18 protein-coding genes are annotated in these 15977 nt (G+C 65.7%); 5 read left to right on the top strand and 13 right to left on the bottom strand.

Annotated elements, in window-relative coordinates:
* On the bottom strand, positions 1–814 hold an 814-nt coding region (locus GSQ79_RS20690), incomplete at its 3' end, for a DapH/DapD/GlmU-related protein (protein WP_158810610.1).
* Between the two features lie 279 nt (positions 815–1093).
* Between GSQ79_RS20690 and GSQ79_RS20685 the strand changes: the two genes are divergently transcribed.
* A complete protein-coding gene (locus GSQ79_RS20685; protein WP_158810608.1) occupies positions 1094–1387 on the top strand; it encodes a hypothetical protein in 294 nt (97 codons plus the stop codon).
* A gap of 33 nt (positions 1388–1420) precedes the next feature.
* On the opposite strand, the gene GSQ79_RS20680 is transcribed toward GSQ79_RS20685, so the two are convergent.
* The 7 genes from GSQ79_RS20680 to GSQ79_RS20650 all read right to left on the bottom strand — a co-directional run bounded on the left by GSQ79_RS20680 (position 1421) and on the right by GSQ79_RS20650 (position 7287).
* Complete coding sequence (locus GSQ79_RS20680) at positions 1421–2731, bottom strand: MSMEG_0569 family flavin-dependent oxidoreductase (RefSeq protein WP_158810606.1); 1311 nt, start codon at positions 2729–2731, stop codon at positions 1421–1423.
* Between the two features lie 26 nt (positions 2732–2757).
* Entirely contained in the window at positions 2758–3042 is a 285-nt protein-coding gene (locus GSQ79_RS20675; protein ID WP_158810604.1) for an MSMEG_0570 family nitrogen starvation response protein, read from the bottom strand.
* Positions 3035–4030 carry a sll0787 family AIR synthase-like protein gene (locus tag GSQ79_RS20670; RefSeq protein ID WP_158810602.1) on the bottom strand — a complete coding sequence of 332 codons (996 nt, stop codon included), beginning with the start codon at positions 4028–4030 and terminating at the stop codon, positions 3035–3037. Before GSQ79_RS20670 ends, GSQ79_RS20675 begins: the two co-directional genes overlap by 8 nt.
* A complete protein-coding gene (locus GSQ79_RS20665) occupies positions 4030–4578 on the bottom strand; it encodes an MSMEG_0567/Sll0786 family nitrogen starvation N-acetyltransferase (protein WP_158810600.1) in 549 nt (182 codons plus the stop codon). The genes GSQ79_RS20670 and GSQ79_RS20665 overlap by 1 nt, the downstream gene beginning before the upstream one ends.
* Before the next feature lie 4 nt (positions 4579–4582).
* Positions 4583–5689, bottom strand: coding sequence for an MSMEG_0568 family radical SAM protein (locus GSQ79_RS20660; protein WP_158810598.1), 1107 nt, complete (start codon positions 5687–5689; stop codon positions 4583–4585).
* Positions 5619–6698 carry a Nit6803 family nitrilase gene (locus GSQ79_RS20655; protein WP_158810596.1) on the bottom strand — a complete coding sequence of 360 codons (1080 nt, stop codon included), beginning with the start codon at positions 6696–6698 and terminating at the stop codon, positions 5619–5621. The genes GSQ79_RS20660 and GSQ79_RS20655 overlap by 71 nt, the downstream gene beginning before the upstream one ends.
* 106 nt (positions 6699–6804) lie before the next feature.
* A complete protein-coding gene (locus tag GSQ79_RS20650) occupies positions 6805–7287 on the bottom strand; it encodes an MSMEG_0572/Sll0783 family nitrogen starvation response protein (protein ID WP_158810594.1) in 483 nt (160 codons plus the stop codon).
* 352 nt (positions 7288–7639) lie between these two features.
* Between GSQ79_RS20650 and GSQ79_RS20645 the strand changes: the two genes are divergently transcribed.
* Entirely contained in the window at positions 7640–9022 is a 1383-nt protein-coding gene (locus tag GSQ79_RS20645; protein WP_158810592.1) for a PLP-dependent aminotransferase family protein, read from the top strand.
* 89 nt (positions 9023–9111) lie between these two features.
* On the opposite strand, the gene rpmF is transcribed toward GSQ79_RS20645, so the two are convergent.
* The gene (gene rpmF / locus GSQ79_RS20640) at positions 9112–9306 is read right to left on the bottom strand and encodes a 50S ribosomal protein L32 (protein WP_158810590.1); all 195 of its coding nucleotides are present in this window, start codon (positions 9304–9306) and stop codon (positions 9112–9114) included.
* A gap of 139 nt (positions 9307–9445) precedes the next feature.
* On the bottom strand, positions 9446–10150 hold the full coding sequence (gene mtgA, locus GSQ79_RS20635) for a monofunctional biosynthetic peptidoglycan transglycosylase (protein WP_158810588.1): 705 nt from the start codon (positions 10148–10150) through the stop codon (positions 9446–9448).
* 83 nt (positions 10151–10233) lie between these two features.
* On the opposite strand from mtgA, the gene GSQ79_RS20630 reads away from it, so the two are divergent.
* The 3 genes from GSQ79_RS20630 to GSQ79_RS20620 all read left to right on the top strand — a co-directional run bounded on the left by GSQ79_RS20630 (position 10234) and on the right by GSQ79_RS20620 (position 12377).
* A complete protein-coding gene (locus GSQ79_RS20630; protein WP_158810586.1) occupies positions 10234–11166 on the top strand; it encodes a polyprenyl synthetase family protein in 933 nt (310 codons plus the stop codon).
* Between the two features lie 2 nt (positions 11167–11168).
* On the top strand, positions 11169–11870 hold the full coding sequence (locus tag GSQ79_RS20625; protein ID WP_246725472.1) for a DUF1345 domain-containing protein: 702 nt from the start codon (positions 11169–11171) through the stop codon (positions 11868–11870).
* 114 nt (positions 11871–11984) lie between these two features.
* Positions 11985–12377: a tautomerase family protein gene (locus GSQ79_RS20620; protein ID WP_158810584.1), complete on the top strand. Its 393-nt coding sequence runs from the start codon at positions 11985–11987 to the stop codon at positions 12375–12377.
* A 259-nt stretch (positions 12378–12636) separates the two neighbouring features.
* Here GSQ79_RS20620 and GSQ79_RS20615 read toward each other — a convergent pair whose 3' ends face one another.
* From GSQ79_RS20615 to GSQ79_RS20605, 3 genes are all read right to left on the bottom strand, one after another.
* The gene (locus tag GSQ79_RS20615) at positions 12637–13740 is read right to left on the bottom strand and encodes a UPF0104 family protein (RefSeq protein ID WP_246725470.1); all 1104 of its coding nucleotides are present in this window, start codon (positions 13738–13740) and stop codon (positions 12637–12639) included.
* Positions 13741–13836: 96 nt separating this feature from the next.
* Positions 13837–14823 (bottom strand): ATP phosphoribosyltransferase, encoded by a 987-nt coding sequence (gene hisG, locus GSQ79_RS20610; protein WP_158810581.1) that lies wholly within the window; start codon positions 14821–14823, stop codon positions 13837–13839.
* On the bottom strand, positions 14820–15947 hold the full coding sequence (locus GSQ79_RS20605; protein WP_246725469.1) for an ATP phosphoribosyltransferase regulatory subunit: 1128 nt from the start codon (positions 15945–15947) through the stop codon (positions 14820–14822). The genes hisG and GSQ79_RS20605 overlap by 4 nt, the downstream gene beginning before the upstream one ends.
* Positions 15948–15977: the final 30 nt, after the last annotated feature.

Here is a 15977-nt window from a genome sequence, read left to right as displayed (position 1 = left end):
TCGTGCCTTCGCTCAGCACCGCCCCCATGCCGACGAGCGCCCGTGCCCCGACGTGGACGGCCGCCATCCGCACGTGGTGGCCGACGGTCGTGTCTCGGCCGATCACCAGCTCACCCGAACCCGCGGAAAGAATCGTGTTGTCCTGGATGTTGGTATTTTCGCCGACGCTGATCGAGCCGCTGCCGGCATCGGCGACGCAGCTGAAGAACAGGCTGGAGCCCGGCGCGAAGGTGAGGCGCCCGGCGCGCTGCGCCGTACCGGCGATGAAGACGGCATCGCCGAAAGTGTCCGCGCTCGGCGGGAGCGCAGCGACGCTCGTGCGCGTCGCGCGCAAAAGCGCGGCGCGTTCGGCGAGTTCGCCATCGCGTAGTGGCCGCACCGGCACGGCCGGGCTGCCGGCATAGACCGACCCGCTCGTCAGCACCTTGCGCGGAAACACGGTGGATCCCGCCTCGATCAGCACGTTGTCCTCGACAACGGCCGCGTCGAGGATGGTGACGTCATCCTCGATCACGCAATTGTCGCCGACCGTGCAGGCGTGGACGATGGAATTGGCGCCGACCGTCACGTTGTGCCCGATGATCGCCGGTAGAATGTCGTGGACGATATGCACCGTCGCGCGATGGCCGAGAAACACGCCGTCGCCGATATGCACCTCCTGTCCGTCGGCGCGCACCACGCTGTCTTCGCCGAGGCTTGCCGACGCGCCGATGGTCGCCCGGCCGAGCACGGCGGACCGCGCCCCGGCATGACGCAGCGGGCCGGCGAAGCGCGGAACGATGTCGTGGAACGGCAGGACGAAAGCAGGCGTCATGGGAGATCCTGAGGGCTTTTGGCGATGCGCCGCGACCATCGCCAGAGTTTCGGGGAAACGCAAACGGCGCATCAGCCCCCGCAAATCGTCCAGCGTGGCAATTCAGAAAAACGTGAGTTCGCATCGACTCGGAGAGAGTTTAAACATGGCAACATCGCGGCAGGCGTGCAGTGCCACAGGCCGCGGCAAAGCTTTCCTGTGGGATAAATTCCCACAAAATTTGACAGAAGGTCTTCGATTCGATATGACCCCTTCATCGCAATCGGCGCCGGAGCGTTCATGAGCATTTCTACGGATCACGCTGGCCCCCGGCGCAAAGCACCGCGCAGCCTGAAGCGTTTTTCCTTTGCGGTGAAAGCCGAAGTTCCCGGCGTTTTCGCCGATCTCGGCACCGTTCTGCTGGCCGGCCTGTGCCTTGCGGGCGTGGTGATCGTCCTGTCGACATTCGATGGCGATTTGCGCGGCAGCGACGAAGTCGTCGGCGCGATCCTCGGGACTTTGTCCCTGTTTGCCATTCTGGCGGCGCTCGAACTCGCCGATCGGCTCAAGCGCAAGCGCACCTCGGCTAAGTAGGTCGCGTCCGGCCCGGCGGGCCGGAGCTTCGAACTACGCCACCCGCGTCCGCGGTGCGCCAGCCAGATCCGCCGCCCAATATCTGGTCCCGATCGTAGCGCTGATATGGCGGGCATCCTCGGCGATGCCGGAAAAGCGCCCCGAGCCCCAGGTCCACAACCAGCCCAGACCGATGAAATAGAGGCCCGGTACCGGCGTGACGCCGCGGACATGGCCGGGATAGCCCTTGCCGTCGAAGACCGGGATGTCGACCATCGAGAAATCGGCGCGGAAGCCTGTGCCCCAGATCACCGTCTTGATATTGGCGGCGTCGAGATCGAGGGCGGTCGGCTCCGTGGTGACCGTCCACGGCGGCACGTAGGCCGGCTCGGCCGGCGCCTCGATCCCGTGTTCCGCGATGTAATCATCGATCATCGCGCGGATGCCATTGTAGGTCCTGTCCGCCGACTCCAGCATTTTCGCCAGGTCCGGCTTGAAGGTCAGGGCCGGCCCATCCACCGTCTCGAGATGCCCGTAGACCTTCATGCCCTCGGCGGCAAAGCGGCGCAGATCGATTTCGCGTCCCCCTTCGCGGCCGGTTAGGTAGTGGTTGGCCTTCTTGCGGACCTTCTCCTTGAGGGGATGCGTCGCGACGGTGGTCTTGTAATAACCCATCTCGTCGAGCCACTTGATCGCGTCCTTGCCGCGATAGAAGCGCGGAGAGCGCGGGGCGCTGCCAACGGCGATGTGCACCTTACGGCCTGCAAGGTGCAGATCCTCGGCGATCTGGCAGCCGGACTGGCCGGTCCCGATGATGAGGATCTCACCCTTCGGGATTTGCGCGGAATTCTTGTAGTCCCGCGAATGCAGCTGCTTCGTCGCCAGCGGTAGCCGTTCCGCCTGACGCGGGATCGAAGGATGGTGGTAGCCGCTGATCGCCATCACCACCTGATCGGCGGTCCAGGCGCCCATCGTGCTCTCGATCTCGAACAGGCCGTCTTCGTTGCGACGCACCGCGGTGACGGCGACGCCCTCGTGGATCGGCGCGTCGACTTTCTTGGCGAAGGCTTCGACGTAGTCGACGATCTGGTCCTTCAGCATGAACCCATCGGGATCGGTGCCCTGATAGGGAAAGTCCGGCAGCGCACACTGCCAGTTCGGCGTCACCAGACAAAAGCTGTCCCAGCGCTCCGAACGCCAGCTGAAGCCAATGCGGTTTTTCTCCAGCAGCACATGCTCGATGCCGGCCTGCTTGAGATGGTAGCTGACGGAAAGACCAGCCTGGCCGCCGCCGACGATGAGGACGGGAACGTGGCCCTTGAACTGCTGGGCCGGGGCTTTGTCCGGCGCGCCTTCGACGATCATGGTGGGATCTCCTACGAGTGGCGGTGTCAGGCGCTGAAGGCTTCGACGAGCACCGATGCGCCTTCGGTCGGTTGGCTCTTGGCTTTGGCTTCGATCGCGGCGAGTTGACCGAGCGCGCGCGAACAGCTCATGCCGTAGAGCGCGCGAACGCGCTCGCTGGCGGCATTGAGGCCGGAGCGGCTGCGCTGCAGGAATTCGTCGAGCGGATAGGCCTGCCCGGCGACGAAAAAGTCCTTGATGACGGTCGAGGGCGAATAGCAGGTGTCGAGGCCGCCATCGGGCCAGCGCACGCGGAAATGAACCTCAGGCATGGAGCGACCTCGCGGACGTTGGCGCACAGCCGATGAAGGGGCGATCGAAATCCCAGATCTCGACCTCGGCGCCGTCGCGCCACAGTTTTGTTTTCCGCGTCGCGTCGACGTGACCGACGACGGCGCAAGCGATGCCGCGGGACGCAAATTTTTCCAGCACGGCTCCGGCGTTGTCCGGCCTGGCGGTGAGCACGAAACCGAAGCTGGGGAACGCCAGCAGGAAGCGCTCGAGCGCGATGCCGGCGGGGCAGGGTACCGCATCGACGTCGATGCGCGCGCCGCAGGCTGAGGATTCCAGCAGCATCATTGCCGAGCCGACGAGACCGGCCATGCTGATGTCCTTGCCCGCGGTAACGAGACCGGCCTCCGCCAGCTCCGGCAGGATCGCGAGATCGCCGCGCAGGCGATCGCCGGGTGCGCCGCTGCTCGCGTCCCAGTTCAGGCTCTGGCCGCGAAACCCGCCGCGCAGGTCGACGGCGGCGATCAGCACGTCGCCGTCTTGCGCGTCGAAACTGGTGATGAGTTTTTCGGCCCGCCCCAAGACGGCGACCGCAAGCTGGCCATGGCTGTTGCGCGTATTGGTGTGGCCCCCGACGATTGGGACACCATAAAGCGCTGCCGCCTCGCGCAGGCCTTCCAGCACCGGCGCGGCTTTCTCGGCGCCGTCGCTCCACAGCGCGTCGACGACGGCGATCGGCCGACCGCCCATCGCCGCGATGTCGCTCAGGTTGACCATCACCCCGCAGTAGCCGGCAAAGCGCGGCTCGGCGGCGACAAAATCGTTGACGAAGCCTTCGATGGCGAACAGCAGAAACCCGTCGCCGTCGGGGATCGCCGCGCAGTCGTCGCCGACCGGTACGGCGCTCTGCGCGAGACCCAGCGACGCCACGACATCGGCGATATCCGTCTTATGCGCCATGCCGCGCGCCGCCAGCAGGTGTGCGGCGAGATCGTCGAGGCTGAGCTCGGGCGCGGGGCGGCCGGACATCAAGCGGCCGCCTTCTTGCCGGCCAACGCGTGAAAGCCTTCGGGGGCGTTGTCGAGCGCGGGATAGGCGGCGAGGTCCGCCTGCATGAACACATGCGGCATGCCGTGCAGCGTCACCTCTTCGACGCGCTGCCAGTTGAGACGGCGGAACATCAGCTCGTTTTGTGCCTGAACGTTGGCATAGAAACGGATGCAGCCGAGCGCATTGGCGGATGACACTGCCAGCTTGATCAGCGCGGCACCGAGCGCGCCCACCCGGCGATAGCGCGCGTCGACGGCGAGCCGCGAGCCGTACCAGATGCCGGGCTCGGATTGATGGATGCGCACCGTGCCGACGACCTCGTCGGCCAGCACCGCCATGGTCGAGAGCGCGACGAGATGGATCGCCGTCTCGTCGACGGCGTCGCGATCATCGCCTTCAAAAATTTGCTGTTCGTCGCAGAACACCTGTCGGCGCAGCGCCGCGGCGCCCGCCGTCTCCCACGGGTCCGTCGCGTATTTCAGGCGGAAGTGGCAGGCGGCGAAGGGATTGAACGGGTCGGCGACCATGGCTTCAGGCCTTCTCGTAGGACGACAGCGCCGAGCAGGCGCCGCACTTGCCGCAGCCGGCCTTGGCCGTGCCGGAGCTCATCCCGGCGGCCTTGAGCATGCGTGACAGCGGATACAGGACCTCGTGCATGAACAGCGGCGACGGCGTCGGGTGATCTTCCATCGGCGTGCCGGAGATCGGCACGAAGGGAACGACGAACGGGTAGACGCCGCGCGCGATCAGCTGGCTGCACATTTCGAGCAGCGCCTCGCGGGTGTCGCCGAGCCCGGCGAGAATGTAGGTCGAGACCTGGCCCCAGCCGAACACCGGCACCGCGGCTTCAAACGCCGCCATGTAGCGCTCGAGCGGCACGCTGGCCTTGCCGGGCATGATGCGTTCGCGGATCGCTGGCGTCACCGCCTCGATATGCATGCCGAGCGTGTCGATGCCCGATGCCTTCATCCGCTCGAACCAGCGGTCGCTGTCCGGCGGCTCGCATTGCGCCTGGATCGGCAGATCGACGGCGGCTTTCACCGCGAAGGCGCTTTCACACAGCACGGCGGCACCGCGATCGGTGGCGTTCGGCGTGCCGGTCGTCATCACCATGTGCTTGACGCCGTCGAGCAGCACCGCTGCGCGGGCGACTTCGGCAAGCTGCTCGGGGCTCTTGTGGGCGATGGTCCGTCCGGCGGCGAGCGACTGGCCGATGGCGCAGAACTGGCAGGTTTTCGTCCGGCTTTGATAGCGGATGCAGGTCTGCAGCACCGTCGTCGCCAGCACGTCCTTCGAGTGCAGCACCGCGATCTTGGAATAGGGAATGCCGTCGAACGTCTGCAGCGCATAAAAACGCGGCTGGTTGGGAAAGCTGATGCGCCCGACGGTGACGCCGTCGCGCTCGATGATGCTCGAGCCATCGGCATCCGGCGCCAGCGAGCGATACGGCGACTCGAACGAGGCGGCGGTATGGATCGGCACCATCACGGTGCGCCCGTTGATGGTGACAGCCTTGTGGTCGGAGGGCCCGGCGCCACCGCGCCGACTTGCCGCCCCGACCTTGGAATCAGCCAGCCGCACCCCGAAGGACTGCAACTCGTTGATCAGCTGTTCCGTCGGGAGAAGCGTCGTTGTCATGGGCCTCGGTCTTCTTGGTTGCCGCGGTGAAAGGAAGGGTCGGGGCGGCCGGTGTCGGATATGAAAGGGGCTCGGCCCCGTGCCGCACCATCGGGCTCGTCGGCCGCGCATCGAGATGGAGCTGCAGCAGCTCCGGCCGGGCGTAATGGCCAATGGAATCCATCATCCGCTTGCGCTTGGTGATCAGCGCCATGTCGAGATCCGCCACCAGCAGGCCTTCGCCAGAGGTCATCGGCGGCACGACGTGACGGCCCTCCGGCGAGACGATCGCCGTGCAGTTGCCGCCGCGCAGGCCCTTCTGCATTTTCGGGTCAGGCGCGATCGACTCGATCTGCGCGTCGCTGAGCCAGCCCGTGGCGTTGACGACAAAGCACCCGGCTTCCAGCGCGTGATGACGGATGGTGACTTCCATCTGGTCGGCAAAGATCTGGCCGACCAGCGAGCCGGGAAACTGCGCGGCGTGGATTTCTTCGCTCTGCGCCATCAGCGCGTAGCGGGCGAGCGGATTGTAGTGCTCCCAACAGGCCAGCGCGCCGACGCGGCCCACCGCGGTGTCGACCACCTTGAGGCCCGAGCCGTCGCCTTGCCCCCAGATCATCCGCTCGTGATAGGTCGGCGTGATCTTGCGCCGTTTGAGAACCATCGTTCCATCGGCGTCGAAGACGAGCTGGGCGTTGTACAGCGTACCGCCGTCGCGCTCGTTGACGCCGAGCACGATGACCATCGCGTGTCGCTTCGCCGCCGCCGCAATGGCCTCGGTCACCGGGCCGGGCACGGTCGGCGCTTCCTCGTACAGCCTCAGATGCGCGGCGCCCTGAATCACGGGCGGCTCGACGAAGGAAAAATAGGGATAATAGGGGACGAAGGTTTCGGGGAACACGATGAAGCACACGCCACGGTCGGCGGCTTCTGCGATCGCCTGCAAAACCTTATCGAGGGTGGCCCCGGGCGTGTCGAGAACCGGCGCGATCTGCGCCGCTGCCGCCCTGATGATGATCTTTTCCGTCATGGTCCTCTCCCTTGTTTCAGGGGAGGAGCGCGGCCACCGGCCGCGTTCCGCAGTATCAGGCGCCAACAACTGGCGGCACGAGCGCCGAAAGATCGGCGTCAAACTGTTAGAGCGTCCACGTGTGGAGCATGAACGAGTTCTCGCGACGATGGATCAGGATGAGATCCAGCACGTCGAGCGGGCTGATCGGGGTGATGCCGGGGATGAGAGCTCCCTCGCCATGACCGTAGAGCGCCTGCAAGGCGAAGCGGCAGGCAAAAACCTTGCCGCCTTCGGTCATGAACTTTTCGATCTGCTTGTTCATCGCGAGATGGCCGGGGAACGCCTCGTCGCCGAGCGTCGGAAAACCGCGCTGCAGACCGAGCGTGACGCCGGGGCCATAGAGCAGAATGCTGGTCTCGAAGCCCTTGCGCAGGATGCGCGTGGCCTGCAGTAGGTTGACGAGCCCGATCGACCCTTCGAACGCGACCGTGTGGAAGGTGACGAGGGCTTTCTCGCCGGGAAGCGCTTTGACGTCCTCAAAAACCTTCTGTTCGTAATCGACCAGGAAGTCGCCCTTCTGATTGGCTGGCTTCGTTACGGCTGGCATCGCGCACTCCTCAATGGATTTTCCGGGCCCCGGCCTCGCCGTGGACAGGGGTCGTTTCGCAACGGCTGTGCCACCCGTATGCTGCCTTTGATTTCTCACCATTAAACGAGTGGATGCATTCAATATGCAATCAATTACGGCCGCCTCTGATCCGTTCGATGTGCCTGCTTTGCGCGCACGAAGGCGGCAAAACAGGCAGCATGCAGAACTGCAATCACGCTGAGTATCGGTTACAGCCGAGATAAGAAATCGGTTGGAATGATCCGCAGGCAATGCAAGACTGACCGCAGGTTCATGGCGATTTGACTGCATTCAATTATCGTCGTGACGCGTTTCTCTCGATGGCAGGACCATGCGCGACTGGACACCCGATCTCTCTCACAACGACAAGCCGCGCTATCTCGCGATTGCCGATGTGATCGCCGACGACATCAAGACGGGCCGTCTCTCGCGCGGCGATCGGCTGCCGCCGCAGCGTAAGCTGGCGCTGCGCCTCGCCATCGATTTCACCACCGTGGCGCGCGGCTACGTCGAGGCGCAGCGGCGCGGGCTCGTCGAATCCCGCGTCGGCCAGGGCACGTTTGTGCGTGGCCCGGCCCGCGAGCCCGTCGTCCCGCGTCCGGCCCGCACGGAGGCCGTCGACCTCTCGATGAACCTGCCGCCGGAGCCGACCGATCCCGATCTGATCGAACGGATGAACGCCGGGCTTGCCGAGGTCAGTCGCGACCTCGTCGCCTTGCTGCGATACCAGGGGTTTGGCGGCTCTCGCGCCGACAAGGATGCGGCGTCGGCCTGGCTCAGTCGGCGTGCCATGGTGCCGTCGCAGGAGCGCATCTTCGTAACGCCCGGCGCGCACCCGGCGATCGCCGGCATCCTGGCGCTGCTCGCCAAGCCGGGCGACGCGATCCTCTGCGAGGCGCTGACCTATCCCGGCGTTCGCTCCATCGCCGCGCAGCAGGGGTTGAAACTCGTCGGCCTGCCGATGGACAAGCACGGCATCGATCCCGACGCCCTCGCCGAGGCTTGCGGCGCGCTTCGCCCGAAGGCGCTCTATCTCAATCCGACGCTGCAGAACCCCACCACCTTGACGATCCCGCCCGAACGCCGGGCTTCGATCGTCGCCGTCGCCAGGCGTCACGGCGTGCCGATCATCGAGGACGACGCCTATGGCTTCATCCCGGCGCACGGGCCGCCGCCGCTCGCCTCGATCGCGCCCGACATCACCTGGCACATCGCCGGTCTGGCGAAATGCATCGGGGCCGGGCTGCGCGCGGCCTATGTGGTGGCGCCCGACGCCCGATCGGGCTGGCCGTTCGCAGCGGCGCTGCGCGCCAACAATGTGATGGCCTCGCCGCTGACGGTGGCGCTCGCCACCCGCTGGATCGAGGACGGCACCGCCGATTCGATCCTTCGCTTCATCCGACGCGAGACGGAAGCCCGGCAGAAGCTTGCCACGGCTCTGCTGCCGGTGGGCAGCTTTCGTGCCGATCCGCTCAGCTTCAATCTGTGGGTGCCGCTGCCCAGGCCGTGGACGCGCTCGGCTTTCATCGGCCACATGCGCTCGACGCGTATCGGCATCGTCGCCAGCGATGCGTTCACGGTGCTGGGGGAGCCCGGCGAATCGGTGCGCGTCTGCCTCGGCGGCCCGGCGACGCGCGAACAGATCGCTAGCGCCTTGGATTTTATGGCCCACGCGCTGACGGAAGCGCCGGAACTCGTGTCGACCTTCCTCTAAGGTTCGGCGGGGTGCCGGCTCGCGAGCGCAACGAAAAAGGCCCGCAAAGCGGGCCTTCGTCATCGATCAGGCCGGCAAAGAGGCTAAGTTTACGCGTCGGCGTCCGCGGTCTTCATCGTCAGAACCTGGCGGCCATTGTACATGCCGGTCTTCAGATCGATGTGATGCGGACGGCGCAGCTCGCCGGAGTCCTTGTCTTCGATGTAGGTGGGCTTCTTGAGGGCATCGGCGGAGCGGCGGAAGCCGCGCTTCATCGGTGAGGTTTTGCGCTTCGGAACGGCCATGACACACAGTCTCTTGGGAAATGCTTGTCCCAAGGAGGGAAAGCTTGACGCCGCGCTTCAGCCTTGCGGCATCCACGAACGGCAAATTTGAAGGAGCACCGCATACACCGATCCGGCGACGCTGGCTAGCCCCATCCGTTTAACGCGTTCCCGGCAAACAGTCCAGCCAAGGCGCGCTATCGCGGGCGCGGCCCATCAGGTTTGCCGCCAGCCGCCGCTGGATCGCGCTTGGATGCGCGGGATTGCGGCGGATCGGGTTCGGCAGGGCGGTGGCGAGCAGGGCGCCTTCGCGGGCGTCGAGGTGGCTGGCGCTCTTGCCGAAATAATGCCGCGCGGCGGCCTCGATGCCGAAGATGCCGTCGCCCCATTCCGCGATGTTCAGGTAGACCTCGATGATCCGCGTCTTCGGCCAGACCTGATCCAGGCCGAGCGCGACGACGATTTCAAGCCCCTTGCGGATCGCCGAATGCCAGGGCCACAGGAACAGGTTCTTCGCCGTCTGCATGGTGATGGTCGAGGCGCCGCGCGACGGACCGTCCTCGTCGGCATCGGCCATGACGTCGTGCAGGGCGTCCCAGTCGACTCCGTGATGGCGGCAAAAACGGGCGTCTTCCGAGGCGATGACCGAGGCCACTGCCACCGGCGCGATGGCGGCGAGCGGGACATAATCCCGCTCATAGCTTTCGCCCTGCACGGTGCGGGCGAGCATCAAGGTCGAGACGGGCGGGACGATCGCCTCGAGGAGAACGAGGCCGACCAGGATCAGGGCGACGAGCAGCGCGCCGTAAAAGGCGCAGCGGACGAGTTTTCCGATGACTCCGCGCCTTCGACCCTTGATTGCCATGGCGCAGCCTTGACCGATCAAACCTGATCGGGCAAGCCGGGCGAGAATTATTCAAGATTGATCTGTTCTAAATCGAGTGAAGCATGACGCGTTGGGCTGAATCCAGTGACTTTCAAGAACGTCTGACTGCCGTCGCCGACGCGACGGAGCGGATGCTCGAGTCGCTGCTGTCGTCCACGCCTCTGCCGGGCGAGACCGCCCGTCCGGCCCGCTTCATGGAGGCGATGCGCTATGCCAGCCTCGGCGGCGGCAAGCGGCTGCGGCCGTTCCTGATGGTCGAGACCGCGCGACTGTTCGGCGTCGAAGGCGAGGGCGTGCTCCGGGCCGCCGCGGCGCTGGAGATGATCCATTGCTACTCGTTGGTGCACGACGATCTGCCGGCGCTCGACAACGACGACCTGCGTCGCGGCCGCCCGACTACGCACAAGGCCTATGACGAAGCCACCGCGATCCTCGTCGGCGACGGGTTGCTGACCTATGCCTTCGACGTCACTGCCGATCCCGCGACCCATCCCGATCCCGCCGTGCGCGCGGCGCTCGTGCTGGCACTCGCGCGTCACGCCGGCATCGGCGGCATGGTCGGTGGCCAGGTGCTCGACATCGAGGCGGAAATCTCGACCACGCCGCATCAGGCGGAGGACGTCATCCGTCTGCAGTCGATGAAGACCGGCGCACTGCTGCACTACGCCGTCGTTGCCGGGGCTATGTTCGCCCAGGCGGACGAAGCAGCGACCAAGGCGATCTCGCGCTACGGCCACGCCATCGGCGCCGCCTTCCAGGTGGCGGACGACATTCTGGACGTCGAGGCCGACGAGGTCGCGCTCGGCAAGAAGGCCGGCAAGGACGCCGATCGCAACAAGGCGACGCTCGTCGCCGCGCTCGGCCTCGAAGGCGCCCGCCAGCGCCGCGACCGGCTGGCCGACGAGGCGATCGCCGCGCTCGACACGATCCCGCAAGGCGCTCACGCCGAGATTTTGAAAGAGGCCGCGCGCTTCGCCGTCGAAAGAAAGAGCTGAGCGTGGCGCTATTTCCGACGCACGGCCGCCCGAACCTTTATATCGCGCGGATGTTCGTTGCCCGGCCACGGCTCTTCGTGGCGATCGGCGTCGCCGTCGTCAGTTATTTCTTCGTGCCCGCCGCCTTGCCTCTGGTGACGCGGCTGCTGCTCGCCTGGAACGTCGGCACCTGGCTCTATCTCGCGCTTTATCTCTACATGATCGCGACCTCGGACGAGAAGGTGATCCGCTGGCGCGCCAGCATCACCGACGAGGGCCAGTTCGTGATTCTGATCCTGACCAGCGTCGCCGCCATGGCGTCGATGGCGGCGATCTTTGCCGAGCTGAGCATCACCAAGGACATGAAGGGATTCGAGAAGGACTGGCATCTCATGCTGGCCGGCGCGACGATCGTCAGCGCCTGGTTCTTCATCCATCTGACCTTCGCGCTGCATTATGCGCATGAATATTTCGACGAGACCAAAGCCGTCGAGGGCGAAACGCCGAAGCTGCGCGGCGGCATCAATTTTCCGGATTGCGACGACCCGGATTACTGGGACTTTCTCTATTTCTCCTTCATCATCGGCGTGGCGTCGCAGACCGCCGACGTGTCGATCGGCTCGAAGGTCATCCGGCGCACGTCGCTGGTGCATTCGATCCTGGCGTTCTTCTTCAACAGCGCGATTTTGGCGCTGACGATCAACATCGCGGCGAGCCTGATCTGAGCGGCGCGGCGGCGGTCTTTGCGAGCAGCAAGGCCATGCCGTGTGAAATGTCAGCGGCGGTGCGAATCTTTTCCGGCTTTCGGATCTTGCCGCCGACACCTCGGAGACAAACCCATGCCCCTGTTCACCATCACGATGCGATCGAGCCGACGGGGCCCCGACAAGGCCACGCTCTCCGCCGCGATCCATGCCGCAAGCGTCGCCGCCGGCTATCCACACAACGACATCTTCCAGCGTTTCTTTAGCCTGGAGGCTGACGATCTGCGGATTGATCCGACCTATCCTGGATTACCGAAGCCGCGCACCGACGAGTTGCTGATGATCGAGGTCGTGGTGTCATCGGGGACGCTGACCAAGCGAAAACATGAGCTACTCGCCGCGCTGCTCGCCGGACTCGACGCCGTTGGGGTCGACGGCAATGACGTCATGATGTTTTTCGGCGAAATTGATCGCACCAGCAGCTCCTTTGCGAACGGGGAGCTAGCCCCGCCCGTGGTCCTGGAATGACTTGGAGCACCCTCCTGCCGGCGTGGCGCGCGAAGTTGGGCAGGCCAAGCGTCGGTCCTCGTGAAGTTATACGGGGCGAGCCAACTTCGCCGCGATCAGCGGCGATTGACCGTCTCTGAACACTTCCCTTACGTCAGCGTCAAAAGCAATTACGCACGGCTTATGTAGGTTTTCTGTTCCTCGGCTACTCAAACCCGGTGAACGCCAGACCCCGAGGTCTGACAGACAACGGAAGGGGACGTAGCGCCCGCTTACGGTGCTACCCCGTCGTGTCCCCGTCGGGATCGTCATCATTGTTGCCGGTCATCGCGTCGCGCAGGGTCTTCCAGCGCTTGATGCTCTCATGGGCGCCCAGCAGGGCCAGGCCCAGCACGAAGGGCACGAGGTAATAGATGATGCGGAACAGCAGCAGCGAGGCGAACAGCGCCGCCTCGGAATGCGCCGGCACCGTCTTCAGCATGGTGGCTTCGAAGACGCCGATGCCGCCTGGGGCGTTGGAAGCGATGCCGAGCAGCGAGCCGAAGACGTAGACGGTCACGAAGGTCAGGTAGTCGATGGCGCGCGGCGGCGTCAGCAGCACGAACAGCACGCCGGCGGCCGCGCAGAGATCCACCAACCCGAGGCAGATCTGGCCGAACGTCAGCCAGAATCCCGGCAGTTCGAGCTTGTAGCCCTGGATCGTCGCATGGCGGTGGCCCTGCGAGGTCCAGACGAGATAGGCGCCGAGCACCAGGATGATGGCGATGCCGATCACCCGGTTGAGCATCGGATCGAGATGGTCGAGGTGGGAGACGCCGCCGGCGCGAACGGTGAAGCCGATGCCGATCAGCAGCGCCATGCCGAGCCAGAAGGTCAGGCCGGCGATGACGGTCAGGCTCGCGACCTTGCCGGCCGACAGTCCCTTCCCGGAATAGATCCAGTAGCGCACCGTGCCCGCGGTAAACAGCGGGAAGCCGAGGGTAAAGGAAATCGCGTAGCTCGCGAAAGAGGCGAGTGCCGTGGTCGGGTAGGGCACGCGAAGCTTGAGCTGGCGCAGTGCCAGGGCATCGTAGCCGGTCAATGCGGTGAAGGAGATGGTGGTCAACAAGAAGGCGGTGGCGATCTGCTCGCCGCTGGTCGCCGCGACCGCGCTGCGGAGATCGCCGAGACTGATCTGCGAAAACGTCCGAGCCACCACCACGATGGCGAGGATGAAGATGCCGACGCTCAACGCGATCAGGATCGTGCGGCCGATCTTGTGGCGCGCTTCCTTCTTGTTCTCCACGCTGTCGGGAATGACGGCGTTGAGAAGCCTGGTCGTCAGCCTGCGAGCGGGATGCTCCCGCCCCGCGCTTGCGGTCTCGCTCGTACCAGGCAGAGCCAAAGGATTCCCTCTCGTCCCGCCTTCTAGGGAGGCGTCGACTTCCATCGTCAAAACTCCACCGTCAATGGACGGAACCGCATCCGGTTCAAAGGCCGTTCAGGCGTTGTCCCGGAGGGCCAGCCGCGCGAGAAGCGTCTCGTACAGCGGATTGGCCGCGGAGAAGACATAGTCGTGCGCGGCAACCGTCACATGCTCGGCGCCTTGCGTGACGAGCCAGTCGGCGAGCGGCGCGACCTTGTCGCGCAGGCACGTCAGCGTCAAGCGCCCGGCCACGTTTTCCGAGCGGCGCTTGGCACCGAACAGGGCAGCGGCCTGGTCGATCAGGCCCTCGTGCTTTTCGGCGAATTGGGCGACGACGTCGCGAGTCAGCCGGGCCTCTTCCTCCGCTGCGATGCGAGCGAGAATTTGCCGCGCCTGCTCCTTGCTGCGATCGTCCCATCGCGCCGAGAGGGCTGCAACGAGGTTGGCCTCGGAGCGCAGCATCACGCCATCGTCGAGCACTTTCAGCGCATTGGCGGCGAGCGTCGCGCCGGTCGTGGTGATGTCGACGATGAGTTCGGCCTGGCCGGCGGCCGGCGCGCCTTCGGTGGCGCCGAGGCTCTCGACGATGCGGTAATCCGTGACGTGGCTCTCGGCGAAGTAACGGCGGGTAAGGTTGACGTATTTCGTCGCCACCCGCATCCGCTCGCCACGCCGAGCGTAGAACGCTGCCGCGACATCCTCGAGATCGGCCATCGTCTTGACGTCGATCCACGCCTGCGGCACGGCGACGACGACGTTGGCCGAGCCGAATCCCAGCTTGGTCAGCAGGGCAACCTTGCTGTCGGCGGCGTCGAGCGTTTCGCGGACGAGGTCCTCGCCGGTAATGCCCATATGGGCCTGGCCCGAGGCCAGCAGGCCGACGATCTCGCTCGCTGACACGAAGGCGACTTCGACACCGTCGACGCCGTCGAGCGTGCCGCGGTAATCGCGGGCGCCGCGGCCCTGCGCGAGCTTGAGGCCGGCGCGGCCGAAGAAGGCGAAAGCGTTCTCCTGCAGCCGACCCTTGGAGGGCACGGCGAGGACGAAGGGCTCGGAACTCATGCCGCTTCTCCTTTGGCGCGTCGGTCGGCCCACAGCGCCGCGCCGACGGCGGGGACTTCGCTCTTGGCGCCAAGCGTTGTCAGCAGGCGATCGTAGCGTCCGCCGCCGACCAACGGCAGGTCGTTGGGGCGTTCCGTCTCGCGGCCCTCGAAAATGAAGCCGGTGTAATAATCGAGGTTGCGGATGAAGCGCGCCGAAAAATGCAGCTCGCCGACGGCGATGCCCTGCGCCGCGATGAAGCCGAGGCGCTGGTCGAAGCGCTCCAGCGCTGGTTCGAGGTCGAGCTTGGCGTCGGTGGCGAGGGTCCGTAGCGCCGAGGCGGCGGCATCAGGGTCGCCCTCGATGGCGAGAAAGCGCTCGATCACGGCGCGCGTCTCGTCGGGAAAGCCGGATCGGCCTTTGAGCGCCGCCTGCTCGAGGAAGCGCTCGGCGATCTCGGTGGCGCTGCGGCCGCCGACGGTGGCGATGCCGGCGATGGAAAGCAGGTCTTCCACCAGCGCTCGCGCCCCCTTGCGGTCGACATTCTCCAGCGCCGCGAGGACGCCCGAGTGGTCGTGACCGTTGCCGCCGTTGGGCGCGGCATCGAGAATGGCAGCAAGCGTCTTGCCTTGCGCCAGGCCGCGAACGATGCGGCGGCGCCACTGCGCCGAGATCGCGGTCGCGTCGAGCAGGTCGGAGAACAGGCCGGCATCGCCGATCTTGGTGGTGAGATTCGTACCGGTGGCGAGACGGGCGGCGTCAAGGGACAGCGCCAAAATCTCGGCGTCGGCGGCCTCGCGATCCGTCCGCCCCAGGCTCTCGACGCCGGCCTGGATGAATTCGCCGGGGCCGTCCTTGCGGAAGCGGAACACCGGGCCACAATAGGAGTAGGCCGCGGGGCTGCCGAAGCTCGGTGAGGCCAGATACTGCAAGCAGACCGGGATCGTATATTCCGGCCGCAGGCAGAAGTCGGCGCCCGCCATGTCGCTTGTGAGATACAGCCGCCCGCGCATGTCCTCGCCGGAGTCGAAGAAGGCCGACGCCGGCTGCAGGATCGGCGGCTCGCAGCGGATGTAACCGGCAGTGACGAGATGCGCGATCAGCGCCTCCTGGCGCTGGCGGTCGTCGGCGAAGGGCAGGGGCACGCGAAACACTCCGTTGGTGGCGCTGTCTTT

The organism is Beijerinckia sp. L45, from assembly GCF_009765775.1.
Taxonomy (GTDB): Bacteria; Pseudomonadota; Alphaproteobacteria; order Rhizobiales; family Beijerinckiaceae; genus RH-AL1.
This window is presented reverse-complemented; position numbering and strand designations above follow the sequence as displayed.

Coding starts and splice junctions, on each gene's coding strand:
- GSQ79_RS20685 (WP_158810608.1), top strand. CDS start 1,094: ATGAGCATTTCTACGGATCACGCTGGCCCCCGGCGCAAAGCACCGCGC.
- GSQ79_RS20680 (WP_158810606.1), bottom strand. CDS start 2,731: ATGATCGTCGAAGGCGCGCCGGACAAAGCCCCGGCCCAGCAGTTCAAG.
- GSQ79_RS20675 (WP_158810604.1), bottom strand. CDS start 3,042: ATGCCTGAGGTTCATTTCCGCGTGCGCTGGCCCGATGGCGGCCTCGAC.
- GSQ79_RS20670 (WP_158810602.1), bottom strand. CDS start 4,030: ATGTCCGGCCGCCCCGCGCCCGAGCTCAGCCTCGACGATCTCGCCGCA.
- GSQ79_RS20665 (WP_158810600.1), bottom strand. CDS start 4,578: ATGGTCGCCGACCCGTTCAATCCCTTCGCCGCCTGCCACTTCCGCCTG.
- GSQ79_RS20660 (WP_158810598.1), bottom strand. CDS start 5,689: ATGACAACGACGCTTCTCCCGACGGAACAGCTGATCAACGAGTTGCAG.
- GSQ79_RS20655 (WP_158810596.1), bottom strand. CDS start 6,698: ATGACGGAAAAGATCATCATCAGGGCGGCAGCGGCGCAGATCGCGCCG.
- GSQ79_RS20650 (WP_158810594.1), bottom strand. CDS start 7,287: ATGCCAGCCGTAACGAAGCCAGCCAATCAGAAGGGCGACTTCCTGGTC.
- GSQ79_RS20645 (WP_158810592.1), top strand. CDS start 7,640: ATGCGCGACTGGACACCCGATCTCTCTCACAACGACAAGCCGCGCTAT.
- rpmF (WP_158810590.1), bottom strand. CDS start 9,306: ATGGCCGTTCCGAAGCGCAAAACCTCACCGATGAAGCGCGGCTTCCGC.
- mtgA (WP_158810588.1), bottom strand. CDS start 10,150: ATGGCAATCAAGGGTCGAAGGCGCGGAGTCATCGGAAAACTCGTCCGC.
- GSQ79_RS20630 (WP_158810586.1), top strand. CDS start 10,234: ATGACGCGTTGGGCTGAATCCAGTGACTTTCAAGAACGTCTGACTGCC.
- GSQ79_RS20620 (WP_158810584.1), top strand. CDS start 11,985: ATGCCCCTGTTCACCATCACGATGCGATCGAGCCGACGGGGCCCCGAC.
- hisG (WP_158810581.1), bottom strand. CDS start 14,823: ATGAGTTCCGAGCCCTTCGTCCTCGCCGTGCCCTCCAAGGGTCGGCTG.